The 17,986-nt window shown below is 68.4% G+C and carries 17 protein-coding genes; 9 read left to right on the forward strand and 8 right to left on the reverse strand.

Annotated elements, in window-relative coordinates; translation table 11 throughout:
- Positions 1-26 precede the first annotated feature (26 nt).
- The 7 genes from B141_RS0128685 to B141_RS0128715 all read left to right on the forward strand — a co-directional run bounded on the left by B141_RS0128685 (position 27) and on the right by B141_RS0128715 (position 8,515).
- Positions 27-1,745 (forward strand): alkaline phosphatase D family protein, encoded by a 1,719-nt coding sequence (locus B141_RS0128685; RefSeq protein ID WP_237742836.1) that lies wholly within the window; start codon positions 27-29, stop codon positions 1,743-1,745.
- A gap of 23 nt (positions 1,746-1,768) precedes the next feature.
- A complete protein-coding gene (tsaB, locus tag B141_RS0128690) occupies positions 1,769-2,419 on the forward strand; it encodes a tRNA (adenosine(37)-N6)-threonylcarbamoyltransferase complex dimerization subunit type 1 TsaB (protein WP_020578637.1) in 651 nt (216 codons plus the stop codon).
- Between the two features lie 12 nt (positions 2,420-2,431).
- Entirely contained in the window at positions 2,432-2,890 is a 459-nt protein-coding gene (gene rimI, locus B141_RS0128695) for a ribosomal protein S18-alanine N-acetyltransferase (RefSeq protein ID WP_020578638.1), read from the forward strand.
- A gap of 286 nt (positions 2,891-3,176) precedes the next feature.
- Entirely contained in the window at positions 3,177-5,309 is a 2,133-nt protein-coding gene (locus B141_RS0128700) for an ABC transporter substrate-binding protein (protein ID WP_020578639.1), read from the forward strand.
- Positions 5,310-5,441: 132 nt separating this feature from the next.
- The gene (gene tsaD / locus B141_RS0128705) at positions 5,442-6,488 is read left to right on the forward strand and encodes a tRNA (adenosine(37)-N6)-threonylcarbamoyltransferase complex transferase subunit TsaD (RefSeq protein WP_020578640.1); all 1,047 of its coding nucleotides are present in this window, start codon (positions 5,442-5,444) and stop codon (positions 6,486-6,488) included.
- 161 nt (positions 6,489-6,649) lie between these two features.
- Entirely contained in the window at positions 6,650-7,657 is a 1,008-nt protein-coding gene (locus B141_RS0128710; protein WP_051114205.1) for a formylglycine-generating enzyme family protein, read from the forward strand.
- A 30-nt stretch (positions 7,658-7,687) separates the two neighbouring features.
- Positions 7,688-8,515: a 2,3,4,5-tetrahydropyridine-2,6-dicarboxylate N-succinyltransferase gene (locus B141_RS0128715; RefSeq protein ID WP_202805954.1), complete on the forward strand. Its 828-nt coding sequence runs from the start codon at positions 7,688-7,690 to the stop codon at positions 8,513-8,515.
- 47 nt (positions 8,516-8,562) lie between these two features.
- Here the strand turns inward: B141_RS0128715 and B141_RS0128720 are convergent, their stop codons facing one another.
- The 5 genes from B141_RS0128720 to B141_RS0128740 form a co-directional block, all read right to left on the reverse strand.
- The gene (locus B141_RS0128720; protein WP_020578643.1) at positions 8,563-9,690 is read right to left on the reverse strand and encodes a hypothetical protein; all 1,128 of its coding nucleotides are present in this window, start codon (positions 9,688-9,690) and stop codon (positions 8,563-8,565) included.
- A gap of 66 nt (positions 9,691-9,756) precedes the next feature.
- A complete protein-coding gene (locus B141_RS43340; protein ID WP_020578644.1) occupies positions 9,757-10,146 on the reverse strand; it encodes a rhodanese-like domain-containing protein in 390 nt (129 codons plus the stop codon).
- A gap of 9 nt (positions 10,147-10,155) precedes the next feature.
- On the reverse strand, positions 10,156-10,914 hold the full coding sequence (locus B141_RS0128730) for a carbonic anhydrase (protein WP_084678589.1): 759 nt from the start codon (positions 10,912-10,914) through the stop codon (positions 10,156-10,158).
- A gap of 174 nt (positions 10,915-11,088) precedes the next feature.
- Entirely contained in the window at positions 11,089-12,339 is a 1,251-nt protein-coding gene (locus B141_RS0128735) for a hypothetical protein (protein WP_020578646.1), read from the reverse strand.
- Positions 12,336-12,863: a SigE family RNA polymerase sigma factor gene (locus B141_RS0128740; RefSeq protein ID WP_020578647.1), complete on the reverse strand. Its 528-nt coding sequence runs from the start codon at positions 12,861-12,863 to the stop codon at positions 12,336-12,338. The genes B141_RS0128735 and B141_RS0128740 overlap by 4 nt, the downstream gene beginning before the upstream one ends.
- A 151-nt stretch (positions 12,864-13,014) precedes the next feature.
- Between B141_RS0128740 and B141_RS0128745 the strand changes: the two genes are divergently transcribed.
- A complete protein-coding gene (locus tag B141_RS0128745) occupies positions 13,015-14,691 on the forward strand; it encodes a glycoside hydrolase family 3 protein (protein WP_169512981.1) in 1,677 nt (558 codons plus the stop codon).
- 76 nt (positions 14,692-14,767) lie between these two features.
- Here the strand turns inward: B141_RS0128745 and B141_RS0128750 are convergent, their stop codons facing one another.
- Both B141_RS0128750 and B141_RS0128755 read right to left on the reverse strand, forming a co-directional pair.
- The gene (locus B141_RS0128750; RefSeq protein WP_020578649.1) at positions 14,768-15,148 is read right to left on the reverse strand and encodes a Rid family detoxifying hydrolase; all 381 of its coding nucleotides are present in this window, start codon (positions 15,146-15,148) and stop codon (positions 14,768-14,770) included.
- A gap of 44 nt (positions 15,149-15,192) precedes the next feature.
- The gene (locus B141_RS0128755) at positions 15,193-15,660 is read right to left on the reverse strand and encodes an Lrp/AsnC family transcriptional regulator (protein ID WP_020578650.1); all 468 of its coding nucleotides are present in this window, start codon (positions 15,658-15,660) and stop codon (positions 15,193-15,195) included.
- A gap of 93 nt (positions 15,661-15,753) precedes the next feature.
- Here B141_RS0128755 and B141_RS0128760 point away from each other — a divergent pair, with 93 nt between their 5' ends.
- Positions 15,754-16,230, forward strand: a complete 477-nt coding sequence (locus tag B141_RS0128760; protein WP_157181370.1) for a rhodanese-like domain-containing protein — start codon at positions 15,754-15,756, stop codon at positions 16,228-16,230.
- Positions 16,231-16,592: 362 nt separating this feature from the next.
- Here the strand turns inward: B141_RS0128760 and B141_RS46275 are convergent, their stop codons facing one another.
- A complete protein-coding gene (locus B141_RS46275) occupies positions 16,593-17,684 on the reverse strand; it encodes an HNH endonuclease (RefSeq protein WP_020578652.1) in 1,092 nt (363 codons plus the stop codon).
- Positions 17,685-17,986: the final 302 nt, after the last annotated feature.

The raw sequence follows: 17,986 nt of genomic DNA on the forward strand, positions 1-17,986 counted from the left end.
GGCGGTTGAACGAGGCGCCGGCGGCTGTGTCTACGAACGCCACGGGCTGTGCCGACGAACGCCAGCGGCTGTGCCGACGGGCGCCATGGGCTGTGTCGACGAACGCCATGGGCGGCGGGGAAAGGGGAGCCATGGGTGGGGTACGCCGGCAGGGTGGGGCAGGATCCGGAACGCCGAACCGGTTGGGACGTCGCGGGTTCATCGGGCTCGGCGGGGTGAGCGCCGCCGCGTTACTGCTCGGGACCGGCACGGTGGGCGCCGGTCGCGCGAAGGCCGCGGGGCCGATGCCGGGATATCCGTTCTCCCTCGGTGTGGCCTCTGGCGATCCACTACCTGACAGCGTGGTGCTGTGGACCCGCCTGGCCCCGGAGCCGCTGGCCGAGGACGGGCTCGGTGGGATGCCGGCGCGGAAGGTCGTCGTGCGGTACGAGGTCGCGACGGACGAGCGGTTCCGCGAGGTCGTCGCCCGGGGTGAGGCGGCGGCGGTTCCCGAACTCGCGCACTCGGTGCACATCGACGCGAGGGGCCTGCGTCCCGGCCGGGAGTACTTCTACCGCTTCCGGGCAGGTAGCGAGACCAGCCCCGTCGGCCGCACCCGCACCGCGCCCGCCGAGGACGCACGGGTGGGTGACCTGAGGTTCGCGTTCGTCTCCTGCCAGCACTACGAGGAGGGCTACTTCTCGGCGTACCGCCATCTCCTCGCCGACGACCCGGATCTGGTCGCGCACTGCGGTGACTACATCTACGAGTCGCCGTCGGGTCTTGCGGTGCGGCCGCGGACGCACGTGGTCGGCGAGCCCTACGACCTGCGTGCCTACCGCCTGCGGTACGCGCAGTACAAAACCGACCCCGACCTGCAGCGGGCGCACGTCCAGCTGCCCTGGATCTTCACCTACGACGACCACGAGGTCGACAACAACTGGGCCGGCCCGATCTCGGAGTTCTACCCGGAGGTCTCGATCGAGGAGTTCCTCCTCCGGCGTACCCAGGCGTTCCAGGCGTACTACGAACACCTTCCGCTGCGGCCGTCGCGCCAGCCGCGGGGTACGGAGATCCCGCTGTACCGCAGGTTCCGGTACGGCAACCTCGCCACCTTCCAGGTGCTCGACGGCCGGCAGTACCGCGACCCGCAACTGCCCTGCGCCGACCCGATGGACTGCGAGGGGCGTACCGACCCTGACCGGACGATGCTCGGCAGCCAGCAGGAACGCTGGCTGCTCGACGGCCTGCGGCGCAGTCGGTCCACCTGGAACGTCCTCGTCCAGCAGGTGCCGTTCACCCAACTCGACGAGCTCGAAGGGGACGGTTTCAGATTCGGCAAGGACAACTGGAACTACTTCCCGGCCGCCCGCCAGAAGATCGTCGACGTTCTCGCCGAACGGCCGTCGCTGAACGGCATCGTGATCGGCGGCGAGATCCACCGGCATCTGGCGGCGGACATCAAGCGGGACGCGGATTACGCGGACCCGGCCGCGCCCGCGGTGGCGTCAGAGTTCGTGGCGACGTCCGTCGCATCTGGGGGTAACGGCAATCCCAGCAGCGCCTGGGTTTCGCGGATCATGCGGGAGAACCCGCACATCCCGTACGCCCACGAGCGCCGGGGGTACGTACGGTGCGAGATCCGGCAGGACCAGTGGCGGACCGACTTCCAGGTCCTGCCGTACGTCACCACCGCCGACTCGCCGGTGGAGACCGGCGCGTCGTTCGTGGTCGAGGCGGGCCGCCCCGGCCTCCAGCCGGCCTGAACGCGCGGACTAGCCTGACGAACGTGCTGCTCCTCGCGTTCGACACCGCCACTCCGGCCGTCACGGTCGCCCTGCACGACGGCCGGTCGGTCCTGGCCACCTCGACCATCGTCGACGCCATGCGGCATGGAGAGCTGCTCGCACCCGGCATCGCGACGGTGTTGCGCGAGGCGGGGGCCGACCGGTCTGACCTGACCGGGATCGCGGTCGGTGTCGGGCCAGGCCCGTTCACCGGGTTGCGGGTTGGCCTGGTCACCGCGCGGACGTTGGGCCACGTCCTGGACATTCCGGTCCATGGCGTGTGCACGCTCGACGTCCTCGCCGCGGCGGCGGAGGTCGACGAGGGGCAGGTCGGGTCGTTCCTGGTCGCGACGGACGCGCGGCGCAAGGAGGTCTACTGGGCGCGCTACTCCGACCGCCGCACCCGCGTCGACGGTCCACACGTGAGCCGACCCGCCGAGGTCGCCACCCCAGACGTGGTGGTGGGTCGCGGAGCGACGCTCTATCCGGACGCGTTTCCGAACGCCGCTGGTCCGCTCGACCCCTCGGCCGCCGACCTGGCCAGGCTGGTCGCGACTGGCTCGGTGCCGGTGCTGGAGCCGGTTCCCCTCTATCTCCGGCGCCCTGACGTGGCCGAGCCCACCGCCCGCAAGAGTGTCTTGACAGCGAGGTAAGGACCCCCGGAGATGGTCTCGCTTCGTCCGGCCCAGCCCGCGGATCTCACCGCGTTGCGGGAGCTCGAGACCGCCTGCTTCGGCCGCGAGGCCTGGGGCGAGCAGGCATTGCGGGGAGAGTTCGACGGCGTACCCGAGACGAGGTACGTACTGGTCGCCGAGGACGCCGGCGCGGTTGTCGGTTATGCCTCGCTGCTGGCCATCGACACCACGGCCGACGTCCAGCGGATCGCGGTCCGCCCCGACTGCCAGCGGCACGGGATCGGACGGGGGCTCCTGGACGTGTTGGTGTGCGAGGCGCGGGACCGCGGCTGTGTCGAAGCGTTGCTGGAGGTACGCGACGACAATGCCGGCGCCATCGCGATGTACGAGACGTTCGGCTTCGTCGTCATCGCCCGTCGTCGCGGCTATTACGGCGGGCAGGCTGATGCGCTCGTTCTCCGGCTCGCACTCGGCAGCACGCCCGGATAGCGGCTGTCGCCGACCCGGCGGTGACGCCCCCGCGAGGTGCGTGGGGTGGCCGCTGTTGTTGGTGTTGCCGATGTCGGACGGCATCTCGGTAAACGTTGACATCCCGGCGGGCGCCTCCTAGCTTCTACCAGAAATCGATTGCCAGAGGCTCCGGTACCTCCGCGTAGACCACGCCATCGGAGCGGCCGGCACGAGAACCTGAATATTCGACTGCCACCTCCCTCACGTGTCGCTGCCCCGCGGACCTCCGCCTCGCGGCGCGGAACGTCCACAGTGGAAGGAAAGAATGGACAATCGAGATGGGCTCAGCCGGCGAACCCTCCTGCACCTCTCGGCGGCAACCGCCGGAGGCGTGATCCTGGCCGGCTGTACGGCCGGAAACCAACCCGGTGGCAGCGGTAACAGCAAGGCGAGCCCGACCAGTTCGGCGCCGCCAACTGTCAAGGGTTCGAAGACCACCGCCCTACCGATTCCGTCCGCATTCAAGGAAGCCCCCGAGCTGGCGAAACTCGTTGCCGCCGGCAAGCTCCCGCCTGTCAAGGACAGGTTGCCAACCAAGCCGTACGTCGTTCCGCACAACTGGATCAAGCCAGGAAAGTACGGCGGCGCGATCAGCACAGTGACCTCCGCGAGTGATTCGACGACCCACGCGGAGTTCATGTACGGCCATTCACTGTTGCGCTGGCTCAATGATGGAAAGGACATCGCGTCGGGCCTGGTCGAGAGCTGGGATTCCAACGCTGACGCCACCGAGTGGACGTTGCACTTCAGGGACGGGCTGAAGTGGTCGGACGGTCAACCGTGGTCCACCGAGGACATCATGTTCTGGTGGGAGGACATGGTCCTCAACGAGGAGCACGGAGAGGTGCCGCCAGACGAGGCACGGTCGGGCAAGGGCACGCTCATGACGATGACGGCGCCCGACAAGCTCACGATCGTGATGAAGTTCGACGCACCGGCTCCGTTGACCGCCGACCGGCTGGCGATGTGGGTCAAACGCGGCAACGGTCCGGTGTGGATGGAACCCAAGCACTACATGAAGCAGTTCCATCCGAAGTACAACAAGAAGGTCCCTAAGGACTGGGCCACCGACAAGGGCGAGTTCGACGACAAGCGGGCATGGATCCGTAATCCCGACTGCCCGACCATGACCGGCTGGAAGTGCAAGTCGTTCAGCGAGGGTCGTCGGGTCGTGTTCGAGCGCAACCCTTATTACTGGTGCGTTTCTCCAGACGGCGCACAGCTGCCATACATCGACACCATCAACTTCAACGTCGTCCAGAATGCCGAAGTCCAGAAGCTCCAGGCGGTCGAGGGCAAGCTGAACTTCCTCTACGCGGGGTTCACCTCGATCTTTCTCAGCGACATCTCCGCGCTGAAGCAGGCCGAGGCCAAGACCAAGCTGAAGGTGCTCCTCTGGGACGCAGGGGACGGCAGTGGCTCACTGGTGTTCTTCAACCAGGACTACCACGACGCCAAGATGCGAGGGCTGATCCGCAACCCGAAGTTCCGGCAGGCGCTTTCGTATGCGTACAACCGTAAGGACGTCCAGAAGTCCGTCTATTACAACACCGGTGAGCTGACGACCGGAACGATGAGCCCCAAGGGCATTGAGTTCCACGTCAACGACGAGGGTAAGCAGGTCTACAAGAGCTGGCGGGACAGCTACGTGAAATACGATCCCGAGCTGGCCAAGAAGATCCTGGACGAGATCGGTGTGGTCGACAAGGACGGTGACGGCAAGCGGGAGATGCCCGACGGATCCAAGCTCGTCGTCCGTCTGGACTACCAGGCAGATGCCTCATCCGAGCACGTGAAGAAGAACACGCTTCTCAAGCGCGACTGGGACGCGATCGGCGTCGACACCCGGATGAACCCCGTCGCGCCCGAAGGGTTCGGGGATCAGTGGCGGTTCGGAAAGCTGATGACCCACACGACGTGGGAGACCGGCGATGGTCCTAACTGTCTGGTCTACCCGCAGTGGATGGTGCCGATCGAGTCGTCGCGATGGGCGCCGCTGCAGGGGGAGTTCTACAACGTCCGGGGCACGCCCAAGGAGAAGGCGGAAAAGAACGTCGATCCCTACAAGCGGACCCCGCCGCGGATGGAACCCGTGCCGGATGGTCCGGTCGAGCGGTTGTGGAAGCTGTACGACCAGAGCAAGATCGAGCCCGACGAGATGAAGCGGCACCAGCTCGTGTGGGAAATGATCAAGATTCACATCACGGACGGCCCGTACCTGTTGGGTGTGTGCGCCAACACGCCGTACATCGTTCTCGTCCATGAGGACATGAAGAACGTGCCGGCCAAGGAGAATCTCGCTATGGGTGGTTTCGCGGCACCGTGGATCCACCCGACCCCGGCGGTCTACGACCCCGAGACGTGGTTCTGGGACAACCCCGAGCAACACCAGCAGTAATGAGGTCGCGCGGATAGGGACGTAGCCAGCCGGAGAGGCCCCGGCAACCCAGGGCCTCTCCGCGGGCGTCGGTCGTGCTGTACTTCGTGGTGGACACGAAGGCCGTCGAGACGCCGCTGGAGCAGATTCATCATGACGAGCGAGCCGCTGGTGCTCGGGATCGAGACGTCCTGTGACGAAACCGGCGTCGGGATCGTCCGTGGCGGCACGCTGCTGGCCGACGCGGTGGCGTCGAGTCTGGACGAACACGCCCGCTTCGGCGGTGTCGTACCCGAGGTGGCGAGCCGGGCGCATCTGGAGGCGATGGTCCCCGCGCTGGAGCGGGCCAGCCGCGAGGCCGGCGTACGCCTGGACGACGTGGACGCGGTGGCGGTGACCAGCGGGCCGGGGCTCGCGGGTGCCCTCCTGGTCGGGGTCGCGTCCGCGAAGGCGCTCGCACTCGGGCTCGGGAAGCCGTTGTTCGGTGTCAACCACCTGGCCGCACACGTCGCGGTTGACACCCTCGAGCACGGCCCGCTGCCCCAACCCTGCATCGCGCTGCTCGTGTCGGGGGGACATTCCTCCCTGCTCCTCGTCGAGGATGTCACGCAGACGGTCACGCCGCTCGGCGCCACCATTGACGACGCGGCCGGTGAGGCATTCGACAAGGTGGCGCGCCTGCTCGGATTGCCGTTCCCGGGCGGGCCTTACGTCGATCGGGCGGCAAGGACGGGGGATCCGGCGTACGTCGTCTTCCCACGCGGGCTCACGAGCCCACGCGATCTTGAACGCCACCGGTTCGACTTCTCCTTCTCCGGCCTCAAGACCGCGGTCGCACGCTGGGTCGAGACCCGGGAACGCGAGGGCCAGCCGGTGCCGGTAGACGATGTCGCGGCGGCGTTCCAGGAGGCGGTCTGCGACGTGCTGGTGCGCAAGGCGCTGGATGCCTGCCGTACCCACGGCGTCAACGACCTGCTCATCGGTGGCGGCGTGGCTGCCAACTCCAGGTTGCGGGCGATGGCGGAGGAACGCTGTGGCGCCGCGGGAGTTCGCGTGCGGGTCCCAAGGCCCAAGCTGTGCACCGACAACGGCGCGATGGTCGCCGCTTTGGGAGCACAGATGGTGGCGCGTGGGCGTACGCCGTCGGGCCTCGACCTCCTCGCAGACTCCTCCATGCCGGTGACCGTCGTCGCGCGTTGACAGCGGTTCGTTGACAGCAGGCCGTTGACAGCGGGCAAGGCGGTTTTGCCTTTTTAGGCAGCCGCCCAGCTTGACGATTGATCTTCACCGGAACAGGAAAAGGGAACCTCCAGGAGGCCTAGGACCCGCCTTCACGGTCGAAGGAAGCAACAGGAGCCGCCATGGCGACCAATGCGGCGACACAACCGGCGGCTCTGCCCGGCCCTCGGCCGGGCAAAAATATGGCATGGGTGCCCGGTGGGACGTTCCAGATGGGCTCCGACGACTTCTATCCCGAAGAGGCTCCGGCTCGTTCCGTCGTGGTCGCGGGTTTCTGGATGGACGAACATCCGGTCACGGTGGCGGAGTTCCGGCGTTTCGTCCGGGCCACCGGCTACGTCACGTTGGCCGAGCGGCGGGTATCACCGAACCTCTACCCGGCCGTCGATCCGCGGTTACGCCAACCCGGATCGCTGGTCTTTCATATGACCCCTGGGCCGGTTGATCTTTCCGACTACCGGTCGTGGTGGTCGTTCGTGCCGGATGCGTCCTGGCGGCGACCGGAAGGGCCGGGGAGTTCGGCCCATGGCCGCGAACGCCATCCAGTCACTCATGTCGCGTACGAAGACGCGCAGGCGTACGCCACCTGGGCGGGCAAACGCCTGCCGACCGAAGCGGAGTGGGAGTACGCCGCGCGGGGCGGGCTCGACGGCGCGATCTATGCGTGGGGCGACGAGTTCAGCCCGAACGGGTACGTGATGGCGAACACCTGGCAGGGCCATTTTCCGTGGCAGAACGCACAGACCGGGTACGACAGCACCTCTCCCGTCATCAGATACCCGCCCAACGGCTACGGGCTGTATGACATGACGGGGAACGTCTGGGAATGGACCAGCGATCTCTTCGCGTTCCAGCCGTCCACGCGGGATGCGAAGGCGAGCTGCGCGCCCTACCGCTGGGGGATACACCTTCCCCAACAGCGCACCGGCGAAGCTCCGACGGATGGCGACGCCGGACGCGAGGGAGGAGCGAACCGACCCGCGGTCCGGGTGATCAAGGGTGGGTCGTACCTCTGCTCACCGACCTACTGTCTGCGCTACCGGCCGGCGGCCAGGCAGGGTCTCCCGGCCGACTCGGCCGCCTGCCATCTGGGATTCCGTTGCGTCGTAGGCCCGCAGAGCCTGCGCTGACAGGAACGCGCGCCCGCTAGCCTTTTGACTGTGCCCGTGCCTGAGCTTGCTGAGCGGATCGAAGACCTGTGGCAACGCCGGACGGAGGTCGCTCCCGACGATCCGGCCGCCGTGGCCGCCGTCCATGAGGCGATCAACCTGCTCGACACTGGCCAGGCGCGGGTGGCCGAGATCGTCGACGACGAGGTCGTCGTCCACCAGTGGCTGAAGCTCGCCATCCTCCTGCTGTTCTCGCAGGCCAGGATGGAGACGACCGAGTTGGGGCCGTTCGAGTACGCCGACCGGATCCCGCTCAAGCGCGGCTACCAGGCGCGCGGCGTACGGGTGGTCCCCGGTGCCTCCGCACGCTGGGGCAGCTACCAGGCACCCGGCGTGGTGATGATGCCGAGTTACATCAACATCGGCGCGTACGTCGGCGAGAACACCATGGTCGACACCTGGGCCACAGTCGGCTCGTGTGCCCAGGTGGGCCGCAACGTCCACCTCTCCGGCGGGGTCGGCCTCGGCGGCGTCCTCGAACCCCCGATGGCGGCGCCAGTGGTCATCGAGGACGACGCCTTCGTCGGGAGCCGGTGCATGATCACCAACGGCGCCCGGGTCGGGAGGGGCGCCGTCCTCGGGTCAGGCGTCATCCTGAACGACTCGATTCCGGTGATCGACGCGGAGACCGGGGTGGAGCTCAGCCGCGGCGTCGTCCCGCCCTGGACGGTCGCCGTCTTCGCGACCCGGCCGCGGGAGTTCGGCGGCGGCACCTTCGGGCTCCCGTGCGTCCTGGTGATCAAGCGCCTGGCTGAGGGAGAACGCCACGACAAGGCGGCGCTCAACGACGTACTCCGCGGCCACGGCGTGGCCCTCTGAGCGGATCGGCCCTGTGAGCGGATCAGCCTTGGCTCGGATCCGTGGGCTTATGGGTGGGGTAGGACGTACGGCGACCGCGGGTCCTCGTCGGGGGAGTGCCGGCGGATCGGGGTGGCGCGTTCGCAGGCGCCACCGACCGAGCAGCGCACCAGCGCCACCTTGGTGCCCGTCCACGCGTCGAAGAGCAGCCAGCCCGGCCGCTCCCAGACGACCTGCTGGGTGAGCCCAACGTCCAGTTGGAGGCGGCGTACGCCCGTGGTGGCGCTGACGATCAGCAACTCGCTGAACCCCAGCCCATCGGAGCGGGAGTCGACCGCGACCGCCTGCCTGCCGTCAGGGGAGAAGCTGATCGGGGTGATCTCGCAGCTGCGCCACAGGTCGGTGAGGTCGAAGAAGTCGACCCTGGCCGTCGCGACGCAGGGCCGGTCCTGCTGGTCGTAGTCGCGGACGAACGCCGCGAGGCCGCGAGCCTCGGACACCGCTGTCACGCCGACGCTGCTGGCGAAGTTCGTGATCATGTCGGAGTCGGGTTCGTACGCCGCGACGTCGGCGCGGGGTCCCTCGGGAGTCAGCAGGAATCCCAGCTCGTAGTTGAGGTACCCGACCGGCGTGTAGTCGGCCCTGGTGACCAGCCCGACGGTGACGCCGTCGGAGTCGGGCTGGCCGTCTCCGTGGCCGCTGTAGAGGTTGACGACATTGGCGCCGTCCGGGGGGACCAGGCTTTTCGTCCACAGGAACCGGTCGCGGTCCGCTCGCCCGCCCGGTGCCGAGACGCGTCCCTTGTCGAGGATCGTGGAGCGTCCGTTCGGGCGTACGAAGTCGAGCCGCCAGGTGCCCGCCTGCTCGTCGAACGGGCTGCGGATGACGTACCCGTCGGTGAGCTTGATGAACGACTCGGCGCGCGTGCCGCCGCTCAGCCGGACTGTGGTCGCACCATCGTGGAGCGTCTGGTCGGCTATCCAGGGGACGGCCGGTGGGCGCCCCTGCTGGAGATGCCGGACGTCGACCGTACGCCGCGACTTGTCCGGAAGCCCCTGGCGCGCGACAGCTGGCGCGTCGTCGGTCCCGGCGCCCGCAGGGGCTGCGGCGAGGATTGTCAGGGCCGCGAGTCCGGTCGCGAGTACGCCGGCCAGGCCGCCACCGAGGACCCGCCTGGAGAGGGGCGAACGACGCATGGAGCTTCTCCTCGGATTGATGGGAAAAGGGTCGTACCAAAGAAGCTCTTCCCCACCGTGACACCCTCATGCGAGCCGGAGCCGCCGGAGAAGGCGGCTCACCGGGCCGGCGGGCCTTCGGGGACCGGGCTCGGGTCCGGTGACGACCGGGAGTCCGGCGGCCGCCCACGCCTTCGTGCCGCCACGGAGTGAGACCGCCGTACGGCCTTGTCGAGCGAGACGTTCGGCGCCTTGGCGCGAGCGGTTCCCCATCGAGCACGCCGTGACCACCTCACCCCGTGGGAGCGTGCCGGCCCGGACCGGGATGCGGTCCAGCGGGACGTTGAGGGCCCCCGGGATGTGTCCGGCGGCGTACTCTTCCGCGGTGCGTACGTCGACGATCGGGTCCCCGGCTTCCCACCGGGCGCGCGCGGCGGCGACATCGATCTCCTCGACGGCCTCGGGATCCGGGTGCATCGGCAACCTTCAGTGCAGGTCCTTGTCGGTGACCGGAACGAAGCGATGGTCCGCGGGTTCGTAGACGAGCACACGCGCCGTCGCGATGTCGAGGTACAGACCGACCAGCTGGGTCTGCCCGGACGCGACCGCGTCGGCGACGAGGGGGTACGACATGAGGTGGTCGAGCTGTTCGACGACGTTGACCATCACGATCTGGTCGAGGTCGGCCCAGCCCTCGCGGGCGGCGACGTCCCGCACCGGATCGCCGGCCGCCCACCGGGCCAGGCTGGGTTCGGCCAACCGCAGCCACGCGCGCAGCGTTCCGGCGTCCCTGCCAAGGTCGGTCCCCTGGTGCAGGGCCTGGAGTCCGGCACACCCGGAGTGGCCGCAGACGACGATCGCCGGCACCCGCAGGATGCTCACTGCGAACTCCACCGCCGCCGGCACCGACAGGTCGGCCGGAAGGTGGGTGGCATCGTACGGCGGGACGACATTGCCAACGTTGCGGAGCGTGAGCAGATCACCCGGGCCGCTCGCGGTCAGGAGGTCGGGCAGCACCCGGGAGTCGACACAGCTCACGCAGAACGCTCGCGGCTGCTGCCCGGCGGCCAGCCCAGCGAGGAGCGGGCGGACGAGCGGCGCTGTCCGCTCCTGGTAGAACCGCACCCCGGCGAGTACCGTCTCGCGGCCTTTCCCCTCCTCCGGCGGGGTCCGCCAGGGCGAGTCTGGATGGAGGAATTCCGGTGGCGAGGGTTCCCTGCTGGCGTACGACCTGAAATCTTCCATCAACTGCCCTGCCTCGCTCGCCCTGCTCGCTCGCTGACCCGTCCGACAAGCAGTCTAGGAACCGCGGGTTTCGCCGGCGTTCCTGACTCCGCACCCCGAGACGGTGCCCGCCGTTGGGAACGCGTCCAGGGGCGCTGCGCGGAGGCGTATCCGCTTCGCCAGCGTGACGTACGGTCAGCGGCTGGGGAGCTGGTAGGGCGCCCCATCCTCGGGAGCCGGTGACTTTCGTGGCCCGAGGGCCAGCTCGCAGGCGCCGGTCATCGAGCAACGCACCAGCGACGCTCGGTCGTTGTCCCACACCTCGACGAGGAAGCGGCCATCGCCTTCCCAGCTGATGTTTTGCAGGACAGCTGCCTTGAGGGTGAGCACTGGCTGCCCCGTCCTGGCCTCGACGAAGGTGTACTCCCTGGCCCCGAGCCCGTCCATTTCTGGAGCGTAGGTCACGGCGTAGCGGCCGTCGGAGGAGAGCCACTGGACGTGGCTGGTACAGGTGCGCCACAGCCGGCGATTACTGGCGTTGAGGTCGACGACAGCCGAGCACGCGACGCCCCTGGTGACCGCGGGGTCCTCGGTGCGTACGGCGGCCAGACCCGGGCCGTCAGCGACGTCGCTCACGTTGTACAGACCCTTCCACGTCGTGATCTCGCCGGTCTCCGGATTCCAGGCTTGCGGGTTCGGGCTGTCGGCCGTATTAGGTGTGAAGACGACCAGCCCGCGCAGGAACCCGATCGGCGTGGCCCGACCCACATCCGCCCGCTCGAGGGCCTCGCCGTTGAGAGCATCGGCCAGGACCAGGAAGCCCTTGTCCAGGTCGGCCCAGGCCACATAGCGGCCGTCGCGGGAGACCACAGGGTAGGAGCCCGGCACGCTGAGCTTCTCGGTGCCGTCGATGCCGATCAGCCGGACGCGAGACGGATCTGTGCTCAGGTCGTGCAGGACGTACCCACCGGCGACCGGCTGGAAGCTGACCGGATGAGTGGCCTTGACGGGCGTCGTAGTGGAGCCGTTGAAGATCTGTTGCTCCGCGAGCCACGGAATGGTCGGCGTCTTCCCGAGTGCGAGCCGGCTGAATTCGAGGGTCACGGACGACGACGCCCTCGGGGACGGTGTGCGGTTCGACGGGCTGGACGGGCTGGACGGGCTGGGGGACGCGGAGGGCGTGGAGGGAGTCGGAGCCGTCATGGTCGCGGCGGGCTCCACCCGGGTGCGCTCGCCAGGGCCGCCGGTGAGCGCGTACGTCGCGGGCACGAGGACCGCGACCGCGGCCACCCCGGCCGCTACCGCCGTACCAACTCGCCGACGCTGCCGCATCCGGCGGCCGAGTTGGAACGCCGCTGGCGCGAGGTTGCGCTGGCTGAGCTCATCGACACGGTCGGCCTGACGGTGCAGGGAGTGGGTGAGCTGTTGCTCCAGCTGGTCGGTCATCGGGATCCCTCCTCCGTGGTGGCGGCCGCGAGTTGGTGCAGGCGGGCGCGCAGGGTCGCGAGTGCTCGACTGGTCTGGCTCTTGACTGTGCCGACGGAACAGCCGAGGGCTTCGGCGGTTTCGGCCTCGCTCAGGTCCTCGAAGTAGCGCAGGACGACGGCTGCTCGCTGGCGGGGCGGCAACGTGCAGACGAGGTCCCACATCTCGTCGCGGTCCGCGCTGGACGCCGCGTGGTCGGTGCCGGGCCGAGTGGAATGGTCGGGAACGACGTCGGTGCTGTGCTCGAGGCGCCGCCAGGCACGCCGCCACCAGCCGGTGTGCTCGTTGATCATCGTCCGGCGTACGTACGCGTCCAGTCCCTGCTTGTCGCGGATCCGGTTCCAGGCGACGTAGGTGCGGGCGAGCGCGATCTGGACGAGATCCTCAGCGCTGTGGTGGTCGCCGGTCAGCAGGTACGCCGTCCTGATCAGGGCGCGTTGCCGGGTCGCGACATACGCGCTGAACTCCTCGGCCGTCTCGGTCACGTCCGTCCCCTGCCTTCCCCCTCGGCCCTCCGCCCTTTCGCTGAGTGGATGCGGTGAGCCCGCGTCAAGGTTGCATGAGCTGAATCAATACATCGTGCGAGCCCGCCCAGAGATCGCCGGGATGGTTTGGCACCATAGGCGGGTGCCGAGCATGGACCGATGGGCTGGAACGGCACGGGCAGTACCGCTCGTGCTGGCGTTCCTGCTGTCGACAGGCTGCGGCGCGCTGGGGATCGGGAGCGGTACGGACAGTAAGTCCGCCACGCCGACCGCTACGGGCTCCGCGAGCGCTTCGGAGAGTCCGACGTCGACCAGGGCTCCCACCCCCACACCTACGGCACCGCCGGTCACCTCGTGGGGGCCGACCGAGGCCGAATGGGCGCGGGCGAAGCGGCTGGTGGCCCGGATGAGCCTCGCCGAGAAGGCGGGACAGGTGATCGTCGCGGGCTTCGGCGGGACCAGCGCCCCGACCTCACTGGTCCGGCGCTACCACCTGGGCGGCGTCATCATCATGGGATACAACGTCGCGTCCGCGGATCAGGTCCGCTCCGTCAACCGCGCCCTGCAGGAAGAGGCGCGCGGGCAGGGGCGTGGCTGGCCGCTTGCCATCGGGATTGACCAGGAGGGCGGGACCGTCGCGCGGATCGAGGAGCCGTTGACGGAGTTCCCGACGTACATGACGCTGGGTGCGAGCCGGGACGCCGCGCTGGCAAGGAAGGCCGCTCGCGCCAGCGGCGACGAACTCCGGGCTCTCGGATTCACGATGGTCTTCGCGCCGGACGCCGACGTGACTGACGGCCCGTCGGACCCAACCATCGGGAGCCGCTCGGCTGGCAGCGATCCCGCTCTCGTCGCGTCCATCGTCAACGGCTCCTTGCGGGGCTACGCAGATGCCGGGATCGTCGCCGTACCCAAGCACTTTCCCGGACACGGGAGCGTCCCTGCCGACAGCCACGTGAGCCTGCCGGTCCAGCGCGCTTCGCTGGCCGAGCTGGCCAAGCGTGACCTCGTGCCGTTCGCGTCGGCGGTCAAGGCAGGCGCGCCCGCGGTGATGGTGGCGCACATTGACGTGCGTGACGTTGATCCGGGTACGCCGTCCTCGGTGTCGGGCAAGGTCGTCAAGGGGCTCTTGCGGGACCGTCTGGGATTCGAGGGCGCCGTCGTCACGGACGCGCTGGAGATGGCCGGGATCGCCGACAAGTACGGCAGCGCGGAGGCCGGGGTCCGCGCTCTACTGGCCGGCGCCGATGTCCTCCTCATGCCCGTGGACGTGGCCGCCACCCACGCCGCGGTGATGCGGGCGGTGCGGTCCGGTCGACTTCCGCAAGCCCGGCTTGACGAGGCCGCGGCCCGGTCGGCCGCGCTCATGCTGCACCAGCTGGCGGCCTCCAACGCGCCATCGATGGACGTGGTGGGTACGGCGTCCAAGCTCTCCGAAACGGTGTCATTGCGGGGACTCACCGTCGCCTCTGGGCCATGTGCCGGCCGGCTCGTCGGGCAGCAGGTCCAGGTGGTGGGCGGGCGGGAGTCCGACCAGGCCGGGTTCACCGCTGCTGCCCGCGCTGCCGGACTCCAGGTGGGAACGACGGGTGACGTCGTACGTCTGCTCAGCCGGGGGAGTTCGAGCGGGTCCGGTGACGTCGTGGTCGCCCTTGACACGCCGTACGGTCTGGGACGGAGTCGTGCCGGCACCGCACGGATCGCACTGTATGGCAGGACACCGGGCGCGTTCCGTGCACTGGTGGAGGTGTTGACCGGGCGTGCGCGCGGTGGAGGTTACCTGCCGGTGGAGGTCAAGGGCCTGCCACCGCGTGCGGGCTGCGACTGACGCTGGGGCGCAGCCGCGCGGTTGGCGGTGGTATCGCGGTGTGTCCCACCCGTCCCACCGCCAACCGCGCGGTCGGTCAGGAGCGGAGCGCCGCGACCACATCGATCTCGACGAGAATGCCGTTGAGGGTCGAGCCGACGGTGGTACGGACGGGGTAGGGCTTCTCCAGGAACGACTCGTAGGCCTTGTTGAACTCCGCGAAGTCGCTGAGGTCGGCCAGGTGCACCGTCGCCTTGACGACATCGGCGAACGTCAGGCCCTTCTCCGCCAGCACCGCGGCGACGTTGCGCATCACCTGGGCGGTCTGCTCGGCCACGCCGCCCTCGACCAGCTTGCCAGTGGCGGGGTCGGCCGGGCCGAACCCCGCGGTGTAGAGGAAGCCGTTGGCGACGATGCCTTGGGAGTAGGCGCCCGCGGGGTTTGGTGCGTTGTCGGTGCGGATTTCTTCCTTCGCCATGGGGAGCCTCGTTTCGGTTCGAGCGGGGGTCTCGTCGCAGGACCCTAACCTGTCGTGCCGGCCCGCCCGGCGGTGAGGTTGCGCCGGGGGAGCGGGCTGGAGAAGACGACGCTCGTCGTTACAGACCCCACTCCGCTGATCCGTCCGGTGATCTCCTCCAGGTGGCGGATGGAGCGCGCGAGCACCTTGAGCACGAAGCAGTCCTCGCCGGTCACGTGGTGCGCCTCGACAATCTCGGCGGTGGTGGCCAGCAGGTCGTGGAACGGCTTGTAGTTGCTGGTCGGGTAGCGCAGGCGGACCAGCGCGAGGATGCCGAAGCCCAGGCGGTCTGGGTCGATGACGGCGGAGTAGCCCGCGATGACGCCGCTCTCCTCAAGGCGACGGACGCGCTCGGTGACGGCGCTCGGCGACATCGAGACGGCGCGGGCGAGTTCGGCGAAGCTGGCCCGGCCGTTGTGCTGGAGCGCCTCGATGAGCCGCCAATCGGTGTCGTCCAGGGATTCCACGGTCATCTGACTTGGATACCAGGAGATGGGCGGCCGATCAAGGGAATGGCCGTGGTTCTGGCCTTCATGCTGGGGACCTCCCGCCATAGCGTTCTGGGCATGGCGACAACGACGATCACGAGCCCCATCCTCGCGGTGCCCACACGGGCCCCGGAGGATGCTGTGGCGTACTTTTCCGCGAACCTCGCGTTCCAGACCGACGTCTCTGACGTGCGGGCGGCCCTGGACCTGGATGAGCCGGGCTTTGCCCTGGTGGACTCTCGCGGCCAGGTGGCGTGGGCGCAGGGGCACATTCCGGGTGCGATCCATCTACCGACGGCCGAGATCCCGACCCGGGCGCATGCGCTTCTCGATCCCGGCGTACCCGTCGTGACCTACTGCTGGGGACCTGGGTGCGACGGTGCTGCGAAGGCGGCGCTCGCCCTTGCGCGGTTGGGATTCCGGGTCAAGGAGATGCGTGGCGGCATTGAGTACTGGATCCGGGAGGGCCTCGCCGTCGAGACAACCGAGGGTCTCACCCAACGCCCGGCGGACCCGTTGACGGCTCCGGTGAATGCCGTCGCCTGCGACTGCTGACCGAAGCTTCCTAACTGCGCCACCGGCTGGTGGTGGTGATATGCCAGCGGCCGGTGGCCGCTCGGCGGGCTTGGTATTTGTGGGGGTTCTTGGCGCGGTCGCGGTTGTGGTGGTCGCAGGCGGGTGCGAGGTCGTCGAGCCTGGTGCTGGGGTGGGCTGTTCCAGGGGTGATCCGAGGTCGATGCGGCCGAAGGAGTGGAGACCTCCGTGTTCCGACCCGGAAAAGTCTTCGCTGCCTACAGCCGGCCCATTTGTTGAGTAGCTGCCGCTCCGGACATGCGTGCTGGCAGGCTCGAAAATCCCTTGTTTTCAAGGGTTATCGAGCCTGCCGGTTGTTTGCTTGTCCCGCTTCCCCGTGCCGGTTAGAACGGTGGGGGATCGGGATCGTCGGGTTCTACGGGGTCGGTGAGTCGTGGTGGGGTGACCTCGTACTCCCGGCCGTGCGGGTCGGTGTACCTGAGGTGTCCCGGACTGGTTTGCTCGACCTTCCAGTGGCCTTCGGTTTTCACCCGGTGGTGTCGGCGGCACAGTGGTGCCATGTTCGCCACGGAGGTTTCGCCGCCTTCGGCGTAGGACTTCGTATGGTCGAGGTCGCAGGAGATGGCTGGGCGCCTACATAGCATCCACGTGCACCGCTGGTTCAACGACTGCACCAGCTCCGCCGCAAGACCGCGCAGGAACCGTTGCGACATCGGATGCAGGCTCATCAACCGCCCGGTGACCGGGTGGGTGACCCCGATCGCGAACATCGCGTCGGGGTTGTTGAGATGGTTGGCGATCAGGCGCCGCGCTGTTTCGGTGAGTACGGGCCCGAACCCGCCAAGCTCAGCCGGCCGCTTGGCCAGCTCGAACAGGGTCGTGATCGGAACATTCAGCTGGAGTTTCGCCTTGATCGCGGCTCTCCACGAGCGGAACGCCGCCGGGATTTCCTGCTCGGGGATCAGCTCCCCATCAGCGTTCTCGCGGGCCGGCCTGTCGTTGCGGGCCTGGGGCACTGGTTGGTCAAGTGGGTGGGTGTAGGTGGCGGGTTTGCAGTCTTCACACGGGCAACCTTCGAGGTGTTGGTCGTGGTCGCGCCCGGTGTGCCGGCACCCATCCTGCTCGGAGACAGGACGGTCCTGCGCATCCTCGGCCTGGGCCGGGCTGTCGGCCTTGTCCTGCTCATCAAGCAGATCGTCAAAGGACTCTTGACAAGCGCCAGAGTCTTCGCCGTTCCCGCAGTCGCTGTCTTCGCGGGCTTCTTCCCCACCGTTGCAGACGATCACGTCGGCCTCACCTGACAGCAGGGAGCTAGCGATATCGGCGCGCAACTGTGGCAGGGTGCGCTCGTCGCCGGAGGACTTCATCGTCCGAGCGATGGCGTCCAGATATCCCCAGATCTGGGCGGCCACGTCGTGGGAGATGCCACGGATGCGTAGGTCGGAGACGCCGTCCAGAGACGGGTAGATGTCCACGCCCCGGTCTTCGCGGGCCCTCTTGTGACGTTGTTTCGCCGCCTCGGGGTGTCGGGTAGCCCGGGGGAATCTCACCCCCAGGCCCCCGCAGATCCCGGCGTGACAGTCTCCCGTCACCGGGCTCTTGTCATCCTGGTCACCAAAAGGCGTGGGTCCATGCCCAGTGGGCGAAAGCTCCGGGGTACTGGCGAGTGACTCGCCGCCAGCACGCGTGGGCTTTACGGAACCCTCGTAACCGCCTAAATTTCTTTCGCAGCCACCGCATCAAGTAGGCATTGACACGGCGCAGGAGCGGATACAGC

The organism is Actinopolymorpha alba DSM 45243 (genome assembly GCF_000373925.1).
GTDB classification, from domain to species: Bacteria; Actinomycetota; Actinomycetes; order Propionibacteriales; family Actinopolymorphaceae; genus Actinopolymorpha; species Actinopolymorpha alba.

Excerpts from the sequence above, each read along its gene's own strand:
- rimI (WP_020578638.1), top strand. The coding sequence starts at position 2,432 with ATGGTCTCGCTTCGTCCGGCCCAGCCCGCGGATCTCACCGCGTTGCGG.
- B141_RS0128700 (WP_020578639.1), top strand. The coding sequence starts at position 3,177 with ATGGACAATCGAGATGGGCTCAGCCGGCGAACCCTCCTGCACCTCTCG.
- tsaD (WP_020578640.1), top strand. The coding sequence starts at position 5,442 with ATGACGAGCGAGCCGCTGGTGCTCGGGATCGAGACGTCCTGTGACGAA.
- B141_RS0128710 (WP_051114205.1), top strand. The coding sequence starts at position 6,650 with ATGGCGACCAATGCGGCGACACAACCGGCGGCTCTGCCCGGCCCTCGG.
- B141_RS0128720 (WP_020578643.1), bottom strand. The coding sequence starts at position 9,690 with ATGCGTCGTTCGCCCCTCTCCAGGCGGGTCCTCGGTGGCGGCCTGGCC.
- B141_RS43340 (WP_020578644.1), bottom strand. The coding sequence starts at position 10,146 with ATGCACCCGGATCCCGAGGCCGTCGAGGAGATCGATGTCGCCGCCGCG.
- B141_RS0128730 (WP_084678589.1), bottom strand. The coding sequence starts at position 10,914 with ATGGAAGATTTCAGGTCGTACGCCAGCAGGGAACCCTCGCCACCGGAA.
- B141_RS0128735 (WP_020578646.1), bottom strand. The coding sequence starts at position 12,339 with ATGACCGACCAGCTGGAGCAACAGCTCACCCACTCCCTGCACCGTCAG.
- B141_RS0128745 (WP_169512981.1), top strand. The coding sequence starts at position 13,015 with ATGGACCGATGGGCTGGAACGGCACGGGCAGTACCGCTCGTGCTGGCG.
- B141_RS0128750 (WP_020578649.1), bottom strand. The coding sequence starts at position 15,148 with ATGGCGAAGGAAGAAATCCGCACCGACAACGCACCAAACCCCGCGGGC.
- B141_RS0128755 (WP_020578650.1), bottom strand. The coding sequence starts at position 15,660 with ATGACCGTGGAATCCCTGGACGACACCGATTGGCGGCTCATCGAGGCG.
- B141_RS0128760 (WP_157181370.1), top strand. The coding sequence starts at position 15,754 with ATGGCGACAACGACGATCACGAGCCCCATCCTCGCGGTGCCCACACGG.